The organism is Rhizobium sp. EC-SD404 (assembly GCF_902498825.1).
Classification (GTDB): Bacteria; Pseudomonadota; Alphaproteobacteria; order Rhizobiales; family Rhizobiaceae; genus Georhizobium.
The window spans coordinates 446324-459234 of record NZ_LR701459.1 but is presented as its reverse complement, the minus strand read 5'-3'; the positions used below and the strand labels follow the sequence as shown (position 1 = coordinate 459234).

The window sequence follows — 12911 nt, the reverse complement described above, 5'->3', positions numbered from 1 at the left end:
AGCGTGGAGCTGGCCATCGTCAGCGTGGAGCTGGCCATCGTCAGCGTGGAGCTGGCCATCGTCGTCAAGCCGCCCCAGGGTTCGAGACGGCAATCCCTGTGCGTTGCCTTAGGCCGCCATCTCGACAGAACTGTTTGAGAACAGTCGCGGCAGATTGAGGAAGCAGACCATGCCGGCTGGCAGGGCAATAATCCCTTCGGCATAGCTCGCATCGAAGTCGGCAGAGACGATTGGTATCGGTTGAATGTCGTTTCGTTTCACCCGAAGGATATCGGACACGCGTTCGACGACAAGACCCACCACTTTTCCGCTCACTTCAGCGACGATGATTGCGCTTCGCTCCGACGGTTCTGCCGCAGGCATATCGAGCCGCGCTGCCAGGTCGATGATTGGGATCACCGAACCCCGCAGGTTCATGACGCCCAAAACCTCCCGAGGAGAGTGGGGAAGGGGTGTGCATGGCGCCCACCCCCTGATTTCTCTGATCGCAAGCGTCTCCACGCAGAACTGTTGTGCACCCAGGTGAAAGGCGATGATTTCCACTGAAGCTTCAGAGCTTCCGACGATGGGACTTGGCATCAGAACTCCTCCCAGGTCTCACGGGACTGATCGACCGCTGCAGCGGTGGATCCGCCGCCAAATGCGGTCGCGAGCTTCCGACCAAGTTTGCGAGCGGGCGAATCGACGGACTTGGCACGATCGGATGCAATCGCAGGAGCGCGTGAAGGGGACCTCGCCGGGCTTGTGTAACCATCGGCTACCTTGAACTGAGCAATCAGTTCGTTGAGTGCTGCCGCCTCCTGGGCCAGGCTGTGGCTGGCAGCGGTCGACTGCTCCACCATCGCGGCATTCTGCTGCGTCCCCTGGTCGATGCTGTTCACGGCTGTGTTGATCTCTCTCAATCCAACGGACTGCTCTCGGGCGCTCTCAGCGATCGCCGCGACGTGTTCGTTGATTTCCTGGACCTCCCGAACGATCGTCGACAGCGCCTGTCCCGTCTCACCGACCAACGCGACGCCAGATTTGACCTGCTGGCCGGACGCGTTGATCAGAACCTTGATCTCCGTGGCCGCACGCGCTGATCGTTGGGCAAGTTCGCGCACTTCCTGAGCCACGACCGCAAAGCCCCGACCCGCCTCGCCCGCTCTCGCGGCTTCAACGCCGGCATTGAGCGCCAACAGATTGGTCTGAAACGCGATGTCGTCGATCAGGCCGATGATGTTGGAAATCTCGGTCGACGATTTCTCGATCGCGCTCATCGCAACGATGGCATTGTTCACAACGTCGCCCGAGCGCTCGGCTTCGATCCTGGTCTTCGACACGAGGTTTCTGGCTTCTTCTGCCCGCTTCGTGCTGTCGGCGACGGTGGTGGTGATCTCTTCCAAGGCGGCAGCCGTTTCTTCGACCGACGCTGCTTGCTGCTCCGTGCGGCGGGACAAATCGTCCGCTGCGACCCGTATTTCTTCAGAGCCCGAATGAATGGCGCGCGCGTTTTCGGTGACCGACACCATTGCCGAATTCAATCGGGTGACCGCGTTGTTGAAGTCGGAGCGCAGCTTGTCCATATCGCCTGCAAAGGGTTGATCGAGCTGAAAGCCGAGATCGCCATTTGCAAGTTTCCCGAGTCCTTCGGCGAGGGCGTCGACCACCACTTGAACTTCGGCAGCTTGTTCGGCCTTCTGGCGCTCGCGCTCCAACCTTTGTGCTTCGCTGCTGCCTCGCGCTTCAAGGGCCTCGTCTTCCAGACGGACCTTCTCGATTGCCGCCTGCCGAAATGCTTCAACGGCATCCGCCATCTTGCCGATTTCATCACCTCGGCTCAGTCCAGGGACCTCTTGCTCCCGATCGCCCTCCGCCAAGGACTGCATACGCGCCTTCAACGCCGCGATGGGGCGCGTGATGCCCACGGTGGAAACAATCAAAGACACAATTGCCATGGCCACCGAAAGCGTAATCAGGGAGCCGACGGTGATGAGCGTCAAGCGATCGCTTTCCACTTTCAAGGCACTGCTTTGCCCCTGGATGGTATCCGACATCGTCTCACTCCAAACTCGGAGATCGGTCGTGAGCTCGTCGATGAGCAGATCGGTCGCGATCAAGGCTGTTCGTGCCGCTTCATTGTTGCCGTCACTATCGAGATCGATGGCGCTGCCGGTTCCTTCCACGACCTGCCCCGCGCGCTCGCGAAGCGCGGAAAGCACGGTCGTTTCGGCCGGCATCAGTTCGATGGCTCGTGAAAGCCGATCTATCATCTGCTCGGCATTGCCCTCGTAGCTTTCCAGCGCGACCGCATGGGCTGGCGATCCAGGCTCGCTGTCGAGCGCTTGGTACGAGCGATAGGCGACAGACTGAAGGTTTCTCGTTGCACGCGACACCATCGACGTTGCCTCGATATCGGCCTCGATGAATTCCAGGAAAGTTGAGCTCGACGAGTTGGCCTCATGGGCCATGAATGCGGCGCCGCCCACGGACGTCACGGCGAGCGCAATGACGAGCGCCAAAATTTTCGCTCGTACCGGAGCGTTTGTGAAGAATTTCATTGAAGGTCCCCAAGCCTGCAAGGGGCAGAAGCTGTCAAAGGCTCAGGTTCAAGGAGTTACCGCTCGACGCCGAGTTTCGGACGACCACATGTCAGATCTGCCGGAAGATGATCATCGCGGTCAATGGCGCTCATGGCCTCAAGGTAGGTCTCACCCGCCAGGAACAAGCTAATGAGGGTCGATTGCAAATTCGTTAAAATCGCGCGTGAGTTGTTGCAGCAATCGGCAGCGCTATCGCGGCACGATTGTTAGAGAGGAAAGCATAAAGCCGAAAAGACTAGGTCATTTGCAGCATTCGCGCGTGCGCGCTCTTCTGTCTGCAATCCGCATGATCCAGGATGATGGCGGACTGCGATCGAGCTCGTTGGCGAGCCTGGAGCGATCCTCGCGTTGGGTGCTGTTGGAATGCAAAAAAGCCCCAGGGCTGATGCTGGGGCTTTATCGATCTGGTTTATTTGATTTGGTTGCGGGGGCTCGCAGCCACCTTTACCGAACCACCATGGCGCTCTTCGGACCGTGAATGCTGCTCTGCCTGCGCCTCCTCGATCAACGGCCGAAAATCGAACAACATGCTCTGCCTAAGATCGCAATTGCAGCCACGACTATGATCACATCCGTGAGGTTGAAAAGAGCCTCTTCCCAAGATGGCGGGGTCGGGGAATTCTTGCGTCGCATGAACAGCATTTTCCCTCCCAGGTCGTGGTGATCTCCATTCATGTATTCGCAAACACTGGTTAAGGTTATGTGTGCATCAATTGCTTCTTGCCGAGATGGCGGCTTCAGCCCAGGGCTTTCGCTGGCCGCGCGACGATCGGTAAGGTGTCAGCAGCAACGGCCGCAGAAGCTCGGCCGCCCAAGACGCTTGGGGGATCAGAACGAAGGGCTCCCAATGGTTCTTTGAAGCGGCCGTCCGGTGTCATTTCGCTTCCCGCCCCGAAAGCGCCGTCTAATCACTCCGGCCGTACATCCACCTTACAGGTTCATCGTAGCGATCATCTGAACGGCAGGACATAGGGCAAGCTGGACGTCCGGCCACAATTGGCAAAACGTTGCGTTTCAGGGCTATCCGTCTCCAGCCGCCGTCTGGCCGGCTACGTCAAAACCCCAATGGACGCATTACGCACTCGCGACGTGACCGATCAGCTAAGCGCCAGCCTCTGTGAAAGAGCTGATATTGATCCAGCTCATGTAATCCGAACAAATCAAGATTGAATCAAGAACAAAAATCTCGATAACCTGTTTTCTTTGCAAAAAGCAATCACCAGCTTTTCCTCATTGGTATCAACTGACACCCGCTGCTGTCTGTCGTGTAAGAACCGAAGAAATCATTGCCCCGCACCGTCCAATAGAATGCAATTTTTTGGCAACTCCAAAGATCAGGACGATAGCCAAGCTTCTTCAACTCGCTGACAGAATCCGCCATGAGGAGCTTCAGAAAGCTGGCCGAGCTGCGGAGTAGCAACCAAGGACGCCGGCTTCCTCTGCAATGCGGGAAGGTCGTTCTGGCCGGCGAGCGTGCCATTGTAAGACCGGGCACAAGCAAACACGTGTGGCACGCCATGCCCAGTGCCGCGCAACGGTTGGGCACCGTTCAAGAATGGAGAAAAGCTCGCACGAATTCTCGCAACACGCTTCATTGCCTCAGACGCAAGGATGGGAGCATTCGCTATCTCGGATTAGACATCCGATCGAGCCGCTCCTGTATATCGAGGAAATGCCGCCCCTTGTCCGTCAGCGACAACGATGCATCGCGAATGCTGATGCTCAAATATCCCTCGTCCATCAAGTCGACAGCCGTCATTGGATCGACACGCTTGTCCTTCGCAGGCAGACCGCCATCCCTCAACAACAGACTAAGGAGATCGACGGAGGCTGGAGTAAGCATGGTCTCGGTCATTGAGAGCCTCCTTCGTTTCAAAGGTGCTTCCTATCAGCAGCGAAATAGGCTGTCATTAATCTATGACATCAGAGCGTCACAGAGTCATGACAGCCGATTATGGGTGAATCCGTCCGCCAGTTCGACTTACAGGGAATTTCGCGCTCAGGCGTTGTCATCGTATGGCGGGATTCACCGACTCAACAACCAAGCGGAGCGACGAACGTGGCCTCAGTCGCGATACGAGATATGACCGGAACAAGTTGGGGGCGTTCCGGCTTTGCTTACTATAGGGACCGGGCGCGCTCAGCGAGATATATGCTCGTCTGTGACGGCCATCCTCTCGGAGATCCTAATGGACCGATATTTTTTCGACGTCACTGATGGTGAACGTCATGATCATGACCCCGACGGATTGGAATTCGGCACGCTCTCGGCTGCACGTCGTGCGGCCGTGTGCGGAATGGCCGATATGGTGCGCGAAGCATTGCCAGACAGTACGCGGCGGCGCTTCATTATACGCGTACGTAACACAGCTGGTGAACATGTGCTGAAATGCACTGTCAACTTCGATGTATCGCCCGGCTTGGGCGAGCTCAGTGGTCACTGATCGCATAATAGCTTTCCGTTTAGCCAACGACCATCCGCACCACCAATCGGATGATTAGGCTTTGGCTTGCTGCGTAGCGAGTCACTGGCTTGCGCAGGCATCCGTGCTGGACCGCGCAGACGCTCGTTCGCCTCTTAATGCTCTACGTTTGAAAGCGGTCCATGTAGTCGGGCGAAACCGTCGCTCCAAACCACAGCGACTGCCCGGCAAGCAATCACGATCTTGCTGGAAATGAACCAGGCGAGTGAAACCGTCTCGCTGTAACTGACACAAGTCACCATTTCCAATTTTCCGCCACGACACGTAGCTTGATCGCTATAAACTCCACATGTCGGAGCGCTGCAGCTCGCTGCCGCATACCATCCCGGCAATGTCGGTGGGGAGGCTACTTCCAGGCGCAACGCTTTTAGGAGGTAGCGTGCGGCCGTGTGCTAGGCTTCTGGCGCCAATCTGATTAGGTTCAGTCGGAGCACTGTAGTTTTAGCAAGAGACCGATTGCGCTCTTGGAGCCGGATTAAGGTGCAGATAACTCGCCTCGAAATCGGAGAACTTTCTCAATCGATCAACACATGGGATTTCAACGATTTGGTTGCGGAACGAGGCGAGGCCGCGTTCACGTAAAACCCTCAAACTGCGGTTTACGTGCACGATCGATAGACCAACCGTATCGGCCAGCTCCTGCTGCGTCATCGGGAGCTTGAATGTTCCCTCGCTGACGAGCCCGACAGCTTCCAGGCGTGCATGAACTTCGCAGAAAAGATGCGCGATTCGCAACTTCGCATCTCGGGCCCCTATGTTGGTCACCCACTCCCGCAGGACGGCCTCATCGACCAACATGGTCCACCAGAAAGCCCGCGTTAGTGCCGGACGCTCCGCTACAATGTCTAGGATGTCGGGGCGACGGATTTCGGCGATGACACAATCAGATACAGTCGAAACTGTGTGGTCCATCTCGTCGAGCAGAGCTGCGTGTAGATCGCAGATGTCGCCAGGGACTAAGCAACCAAATATCTGCCGCCTTCCGCCCCTAACCGTTTTATGCCGGATAGCCCATCCGTTAAGTATCACGTGAACGACATTTGTCGGCACCCCTTCCTCCACGAGATCGGTATGGCGCTCTGCCAACCTTGCCTTTCCGGTGAGTGCCTTGACCAGAGCCCTGTCGCTATCGTTGAGACTGCGATAGCACTCAAGCTTTCGGACAAACGCATTCATTGCTCCCCCCCCCCCGACTTTAACGATGTGTTTTGCGTCTGCACGGTGCAAAAACCTGATGCAAGTGTCGCGTAATCAGGATCCTTATCCCCTGACGCCCACGGAAACATAAAGCTACGCCGGGTGCTACTCGATCCGACAGCGTCATGATCCCCACCATTGAGAGCGTGTCCATGCGACGACAACCGATGAACCAAATCACACTTGATATTGCTATGGTGACTATACCCGGCCAGCAATGAGCTGCCGCAGATCACCGAGCATCTGCAAAGCATTGTAGCGCTTCGCTTCGACATCTGCAGCGTTGCAAATCAAAGCCCGATCAAGTTCGAGAACGGCACTGCAGAAGCGTTTGACAGTTGCGGGGCATTGCCGTCGGTGGCGGAACGCCATCAAACAAATTGTATTGCTCAAACGCACGTTCGCCTGCTCCGCGACGAGAAGGTGATGCATAGCCTGATCGAAATNATGCAATTGTCAAAAAACCGACGAACACATCACCCAAAGGCAACAATCCGTCCTTGCCGCCAACCAAAGCCCGAAAGCCCCATCAACAGCACCGTCAAATCCGCAAAAGCGAACTTTCAAGAAATCTCAAAGAACCGCCACATAAGAGCAATCCTAAACCAAATCAAGGGCAACAGTCTCTCGCCGCCAGCGGCGCGCCGCCCTCGTTGGTGAGCGGGTTATAGTCCGAGCCATTCGCTCCGGTCAACAGCCATTTTGCAGAAAAATGACAGTTTCCGCACCTCGCAAGAAAATGTCCCAACTTCCCGTTTTGACGACAAAAAATGCGCCGACGCTGCCTTCGTCGGAGCGCTGCCTCTTGAGTGAGCAGCCTTCTTTGATCGCGCTTTTAGGCGTCGTCTATAGACAGTACGTGCGAGCGTGCGCGTACCATGTATGAGGCAAGCCAATCTCTGTATGAGGCAAGCCAATCTCTGCGCTTCGCCTTTCAGCGGGGCACGCCGACGGGTCAATTCTCCCAGCCGGCAGCCTGATATTACTTGACGCTAATTATCAGGTATTGTAGCGACGCCGGACCGGAGAGGCGCCTTCCATGGCCTCCTAGGAGAGATCTCGGGATGACTTCCTCATCTCGCAGACCGGGACAGACAACCAAACGGGAGACACCGATGTCCAAGACAACACGATCGCTGATCGCCGCGGCAGCTTTTGCAGCCGTTTCGTTGCCCACACTTGCGGGTGCCCAGGAACTGACGATCTATTCCGGCCGTGGCGATACGTTCGCACAGCCGATCATCGACCGTTTTGCCGAAGAGACCGGCATCGAAGTCGAGGTCCGATACGGCGGCACGGCCGAGATGGCCGTTCTGATCTCCGAAGAAGGCGACCAGAGCCCGGCGGATGTGTTTTGGGCCCAGGATCCGGGCGCCTTGGGCGCTGTCGGCGAACTCTTCGCGCCGCTGCCGGAAGAACTGCTCGCAACGGTTCCAGAGACACTGCGCGATGACGAAGGCCGCTGGGTTGCCGCTTCGGCACGGGCGCGCACCTTCATCTATTCGCCCGAGCGTGTCGAAGAGGGCGAACTCCCGACCTCGATCACCGATCTGACCGGCGAAGACTATCGCGGCCGCGTCGGCTGGGCGCCGACCAATGGCTCGTTCCAGGCACACCTGACCGCGTTGCGGGTTCTCCTTGGCGAGGAAGAAACCAAGGCCTGGCTCGAGGCGATGATCGCCAACGACACACAGGTCTATTCCAACAACGCATCCCAGCTTCAGGCGATCGCCGACGGCGAAATCGATTTCGGCCTGGTCAATCACTATTACCTGCTGCGCAACAAGGCAGCTGATGCCGCCTTCCCCGTCGCGCAGTCGATCTTCGCCAATGGCGATGCAGGCAATCTGCTGATGGCAGCCGGTGCGGGCGTTCTTGCCTCGTCCGACAACGCCGAAGCAGCAGAGCAGTTCGTCACCTTCCTCCTGTCCGAAGAAGCGCAGACCTACTTCGCGCAGGACAACCAGGAATACGGCGTCATCGAAGGCGCCGACAATTCCGGCATCGAGCCCAACATCGAGGACGTCATCGCCGCTTCGCCGGCGCTCGACCTCAACGACATCGACGATCTCGAAGGCACGCTCGACCTGCTCCGTGAGGTCGGCCTGTTGTGACAGCCATCGTGACGGGCGGCCGCAAACGCGCGCCGCCCGCCATCTTCGTCATCCCCGCCGTTCTGGTGGGGCTGGCGATGCTGGTCCCCATCTTCTACCTCGTGCTGCGCGCGACCGAGGCCGATTTCGGCACGGTCGCTTCTCTCGTTTTCAGGCCCCGCACCGGGCAGTTGCTGTTGAACACGGCAGCACTCGTCGCCGGCGTCCTTATCCTGGCGACGGCGATTGCCGCGCCTTTGGCCTGGCTCACGACCCGCACCGGCCTCAAGGGCCGCCGCATCGCGCACATCCTCGTCGTACTGCCGCTCGCGGTTCCAGGCTACGTCATGGCCTATGCGCTGATCGGGCTGTCCGGCTATTACGGATTCATGAACACGCTCTTCGGCTGGACTTTCCCCAGGCCGCAAGGCTGGCTCGGCGCAACGCTCGCGCTCAGCCTCTATACCTATCCCTACATCTATCTGAATTTGCGCGCGGCCCTCGGCAGCATCGATGCGAGCCTCGAGGAAAGCGCGCGCGCCCTCGGCGCTTCGCCGCGCGAGGTCTTTTTCCGCGTCACGCTGCCCTACCTGCGTCCGGCGCTCTTTGCCGGCTGGCTCGTCGTCGGCCTCTATGTGATCGGCGATTTCGGAGCCGTCGCGCTGATGCGGTTCGAGGTCTTCTCATACGCGCTCTACACGCAATATGCCGCCGCCTATGATCGCATCTACGCCGCCTGGCTCGCGCTGATCATGATCACCATCGCGATCTCGGTCATCTGGTGGGAAAGCAAGTTGCGAGAGGGCGCTCACTTCGCCCGTACGGGAACCGGCTCGGGCGTTCGATCGCGCATCGCTGCGATCGGCACGCTCCCGTCGGTGGCGGCATGGGGCTTCATCGTCCTGGTGGCGCTCGCGTCGCTTGGCCTGCCGATTTCCGTTCTCGCCTTCTGGCTGTCGGCGGAACCCCTGCTTCCCAGCCTGCCTGCGCTTTTCACGAGCTTCTGGCACTCCGTGTCGGTCGCCGTCCCGTCGGCGTTGCTCGCCGGTGCGCTGGCGCTGCCCGTCGCGGTCATGGCGGTGCGCTACCCGTCGCCGCTGTCGAGCGCGATCAACCGCCTGGCCTTCATCGGCTATGCGGTGCCACCGCTGGCCTTCGCGCTTGCCTTCGTGTTCCTGTCACTCGGCTTCGCGCGGCCGCTCTATCAGTCGCATCTCCTGCTGGTGATCGCCTATTCGCTCGCGTTCCTAGCACTGGCGCTCGGACCGATCCGCGCGGCGCTTTATCTCGCGCGTCCCTCCCTGGAGGAAGCGGCCCGGTCGCTCGGCTATAGTCCGCTTTCGGTCATTGCCCATGTGGTCTTCCCGCTGATCCGGCGCGGCGTGATCGGTGGGATGGTGCTGGTCTTCGTCATCGCCATGAAGGAACTCCCGATCGCGTTCCTGCTTGCGCCGACCGGCTACCGGTCGCTCGCGATCACGCTGTTCAGCCGCACATCCGAAGGCATGATGGTCAACGCGGCACCCTATGCCGCAGCCATCATCATTTTTTCCGGCTTGTTTGTCGGGGTCGTTCTCAGGCATGAAGCGAAACATGACTGAAATAGCTGACATTGATCGGGGTTCGGGACCGCTGCTCGCGGCGCGCGATCTCGTGCGGCATTTTCCGGCGGCCCGCGGCGCCGCAGTCGCCGGCGTGTCCTTCGAAGTCATGCCGGGAGAACTCATTGCGCTCCTTGGTCCTTCGGGCTGCGGCAAGACCACCACGCTGCGTCTGACGGGTGGCTTCGAGCGCCCTGACGCCGGAACGATCAGTCTCAACGGCCGCGATGTCACGAACCTTCCGCCCGAAAAGCGCGGCATCGGTTTCGTCTTCCAGGACTACGCACTCTTTCCGCATCTGAGCGTCGCGGCCAATGTTGCCTTCGGCCTGCGGCACGCCTCCCCTGCCGAGCAACGGCGACGCACGGCCCAAATGCTCGAGATGGTGGGCCTTGCCGATCTCGCCGACCGCATGCCGCATCAGCTGTCGGGCGGCCAGCAACAGCGCGTGGCGCTTGCGCGAACGCTCGCGCCGGCCCCACCCCTCGTGCTGCTCGACGAGCCCTTCTCCAATCTCGATGCCGCCTTGCGTGTCGAGACGCGCCAGGAAGTACGCCGGCTCCTGAAACAGGCCGGATCCGCAGCCATTCTCGTCACGCATGACCAGGAAGAGGCGCTGGCACTTGCCGACCGCGTCGCTGTCATGCATGCGGGCAAGATTCTGCAGATGAGCACGCCCGACGACGTCTACCGGCGCCCGGCGGATGAATTCGTCGCCCGATTCATCGGCAGGTCCAACATCGTTCCCGCATGCGCAAACGGGTTCCTCGCCCAGACCGATTTCGGCGATCTCGCCATCGACCGGACGATGTACGGCAATGTGCGCCTTGCCGTGAAGCCCGAGCAATTCGTGCTGACGCCCGCCGAAGATGGCAACGGCGTCGTCATCGGTCGCGAGTTCCGGGGCCACGATCAACTGTACTGGGTCCGCGTGGGCGGAACCGAGATCATGGCGCTCGCCGCAACAAGCAGCCTGCTCACTATTGGCACGCCCGTGCGGCTGACGACCTCCGAGCCTGTTGCTCTATTCGAACAGGCCGTCGCGGAAAATTCGTGAATCTCCACCGCAGTCGGTGTTTTACCATTTGCGAATGGAACCATTAGCCGCAGGCCGTCGTTCTCCCGGTCGAAATACAAGGAGAAAAACAATGAACAGCATCATCTACATCGTCGGTCTCGTCGTCATCGTCATCGCCATTCTGTCGTTCCTCGGCCTGAGCTGATAACGACCAAATCGATCAGGACTGTCCAATCGGCCCCGCGGCTGCTTCCGGCGCATGATGCGCCATTAGACCATAAGCCAGCCGCACCTGCCTTCCTGCCCGCGTATCCGGATAGGCCCATGCATCCCGATGCAGCGGCAAGTCGAACGTGATCTCCCCCTCGGCCGCATCCACGATATGCGCGCCGAGGGAGATCATCAGCTGGATCATCCCGCGATTCTCAGGATGCACGTAGGCAACGAAACGCTTGATCTCTGCTTCCGCGGCACAGAAGGCGATGGCGCCGATCAACAGCGGGCCAACCCCATAGCCTTGATAGGCATCGATCACGGTCACGGCCATTTCCGCGCTTTCACGATCTGTATCGAGCCGCTCGTAGCGTGCGATGGCGACGGGATCGGGCGGAACGACACTCATGTTCAAGGCACCGATCGCGCAATGCTGGGCATTGGAGTGCGCGGTGAACCGGACAAGATCGCTTTCCGAAAGACGCGTGACGCCACCCAGAAATCGGAAGAACCGCGACCGCTCGGAAAGATGGGAAAATCCTGCCAAAAGATGGTTCTTGTCAGCCGGGACCACGGCACGAACCAGCAAATCCAGATCATCCGCTAGGCGCGTTCGGAACATTCCAACCCTCCGGGCCTTGATCCTACCAACATGCGAGACATCGCGCCAATCAACCGGGGGTAACAGCGTGAGCGATTTTGGCGACGAACGCACCAGCATCGTCGATGCGTCCACTGCGGCCAAGCAGGACGAGGAACGGGGCGAAGGCAAGCACGTATCGCGGGGACGTCGCGCCGATCATCCCATGCAATTGCCCCGGCACGGCTGGCTCGATGTCGCCTGGCGCATCTGGAACAACATCGGCGCCAACCGCATCATGCTCGTCGCAGCCGGCGCGACGTTCTATCTGCTGCTGGCGCTCTTTCCAGCCCTTGCAGCATTCGTGTCGCTCTATGGCCTCGTCGCCAATCCGGTCAGCGTTGCAGACCACATCGCCTTCCTCGGTTCGCTTCTGCCAGCTGGTGGACTCGACATCATCGAATCCCAATTGGATGCCTTGGCAACTCAGGACGCGAGCGCATTGAGCTTCGGCTTCATCCTCGGTCTGTTGATTGCCCTGTGGAGCGCGAACAACGGCATCAAGACGCTCTTCGACGCGATGAACATCGTCTACGCCGAAAAGGAGAAGCGCGGCTTCATCCAGCTTAACCTGCTGTCGGCAGTTTTTACGATCGGTGGATTGTTGGTCGCCATGGCGCTGATCTTCACCGTGGGCGTGGTGCCTGCCATCATCGCATTTTTCGGCCTCGCCAATCAGACCGACCTGATGATTGCGTGGCTGCGCTGGCCTGCTCTTCTCACCATCATCGCCATTGGCATCACGCTGATATACCGGTTCGGCCCCAGCCGTCGGCCGGCGAAATGGCGGTGGCTGATCCCCGGATCGGTTCTCGCCACTGCCATCTGGATTTCTGCGTCTGCGGCGTTCTCGTTCTATCTGCAGAACTTTGCCGACTACAACGCCACCTACGGTTCGCTTGGTGCGGTCATAGGCTTCATGACCTGGACCTGGATATCCGTCATCATCCTTCTGGTCGGCGCCCAGCTGAACGCCGAGATCGAACACCAGACGCTCAACGACACGACCATCGGCCCCGGCGCTCGCATGGGTGAGCGCGGGGCCGTCGTCGCCGACAGCGTTGGTGAAGCACGGCCTGCCTGA

10 protein-coding genes are annotated in these 12911 nt (G+C 59.3%); 5 read left to right on the top strand and 5 right to left on the bottom strand.

The window, feature by feature from the left end:
• Positions 1 to 108: 108 nt before the first annotated feature.
• From GC125_RS03220 to GC125_RS03210, 3 genes are all read right to left on the bottom strand, one after another.
• Positions 109 to 579: a chemotaxis protein CheW gene (locus GC125_RS03220; protein WP_151984014.1), complete on the bottom strand. Its 471-nt coding sequence runs from the start codon at positions 577 to 579 to the stop codon at positions 109 to 111.
• Positions 579 to 2540, bottom strand: coding sequence for a methyl-accepting chemotaxis protein (locus GC125_RS03215; protein ID WP_151984013.1), 1962 nt, complete (start codon positions 2538 to 2540; stop codon positions 579 to 581). Before GC125_RS03215 ends, GC125_RS03220 begins: the two co-directional genes overlap by 1 nt.
• Before the next feature lie 1666 nt (positions 2541 to 4206).
• Positions 4207 to 4437, bottom strand: coding sequence for a hypothetical protein (locus GC125_RS03210; protein WP_151984012.1), 231 nt, complete (start codon positions 4435 to 4437; stop codon positions 4207 to 4209).
• Positions 4438 to 4771: 334 nt separating this feature from the next.
• Between GC125_RS03210 and GC125_RS03205 the strand changes: the two genes are divergently transcribed.
• Positions 4772 to 5026 (top strand): DUF6894 family protein, encoded by a 255-nt coding sequence (locus tag GC125_RS03205; RefSeq protein ID WP_151984011.1) that lies wholly within the window; start codon positions 4772 to 4774, stop codon positions 5024 to 5026.
• 480 nt (positions 5027 to 5506) lie between these two features.
• Here GC125_RS03205 and GC125_RS03200 read toward each other — a convergent pair whose 3' ends face one another.
• Positions 5507 to 6241 (bottom strand): Crp/Fnr family transcriptional regulator, encoded by a 735-nt coding sequence (locus GC125_RS03200; RefSeq protein WP_151984010.1) that lies wholly within the window; start codon positions 6239 to 6241, stop codon positions 5507 to 5509.
• A gap of 1136 nt (positions 6242 to 7377) precedes the next feature.
• On the opposite strand from GC125_RS03200, the gene GC125_RS03195 reads away from it, so the two are divergent.
• From GC125_RS03195 to GC125_RS03185, 3 genes are read left to right on the top strand one after another with little or no spacing between them, the layout of a single operon-like run.
• The gene (locus tag GC125_RS03195; RefSeq protein WP_151984009.1) at positions 7378 to 8376 is read left to right on the top strand and encodes an iron ABC transporter substrate-binding protein; all 999 of its coding nucleotides are present in this window, start codon (positions 7378 to 7380) and stop codon (positions 8374 to 8376) included.
• On the top strand, positions 8373 to 9956 hold the full coding sequence (locus tag GC125_RS03190) for an ABC transporter permease (protein WP_286165343.1): 1584 nt from the start codon (positions 8373 to 8375) through the stop codon (positions 9954 to 9956). Before GC125_RS03195 ends, GC125_RS03190 begins: the two co-directional genes overlap by 4 nt.
• Positions 9949 to 11013, top strand: a complete 1065-nt coding sequence (locus GC125_RS03185) for an ABC transporter ATP-binding protein (protein WP_151984008.1) — start codon at positions 9949 to 9951, stop codon at positions 11011 to 11013. The genes GC125_RS03190 and GC125_RS03185 overlap by 8 nt, the downstream gene beginning before the upstream one ends.
• 181 nt (positions 11014 to 11194) lie before the next feature.
• On the opposite strand, the gene GC125_RS03180 is transcribed toward GC125_RS03185, so the two are convergent.
• Entirely contained in the window at positions 11195 to 11809 is a 615-nt protein-coding gene (locus GC125_RS03180; RefSeq protein WP_151984007.1) for a GNAT family N-acetyltransferase, read from the bottom strand.
• Between the two features lie 67 nt (positions 11810 to 11876).
• Between GC125_RS03180 and GC125_RS03175 the strand changes: the two genes are divergently transcribed.
• Positions 11877 to 12911 carry a YihY/virulence factor BrkB family protein gene (locus GC125_RS03175; RefSeq protein WP_286165342.1) on the top strand — a complete coding sequence of 345 codons (1035 nt, stop codon included), beginning with the start codon at positions 11877 to 11879 and terminating at the stop codon, positions 12909 to 12911.

Excerpts from the sequence above, each read along its gene's own strand:
- GC125_RS03195 (WP_151984009.1), top strand. The coding sequence starts at position 7,378 with ATGTCCAAGACAACACGATCGCTGATCGCCGCGGCAGCTTTTGCAGCC.
- GC125_RS03205 (WP_151984011.1), top strand. The coding sequence starts at position 4,772 with ATGGACCGATATTTTTTCGACGTCACTGATGGTGAACGTCATGATCAT.
- GC125_RS03210 (WP_151984012.1), bottom strand. The coding sequence starts at position 4,437 with ATGACCGAGACCATGCTTACTCCAGCCTCCGTCGATCTCCTTAGTCTG.
- GC125_RS03185 (WP_151984008.1), top strand. The coding sequence starts at position 9,949 with ATGACTGAAATAGCTGACATTGATCGGGGTTCGGGACCGCTGCTCGCG.
- GC125_RS03215 (WP_151984013.1), bottom strand. The coding sequence starts at position 2,540 with ATGAAATTCTTCACAAACGCTCCGGTACGAGCGAAAATTTTGGCGCTC.
- GC125_RS03200 (WP_151984010.1), bottom strand. The coding sequence starts at position 6,241 with ATGAATGCGTTTGTCCGAAAGCTTGAGTGCTATCGCAGTCTCAACGAT.
- GC125_RS03220 (WP_151984014.1), bottom strand. The coding sequence starts at position 579 with ATGCCAAGTCCCATCGTCGGAAGCTCTGAAGCTTCAGTGGAAATCATC.
- GC125_RS03180 (WP_151984007.1), bottom strand. The coding sequence starts at position 11,809 with ATGTTCCGAACGCGCCTAGCGGATGATCTGGATTTGCTGGTTCGTGCC.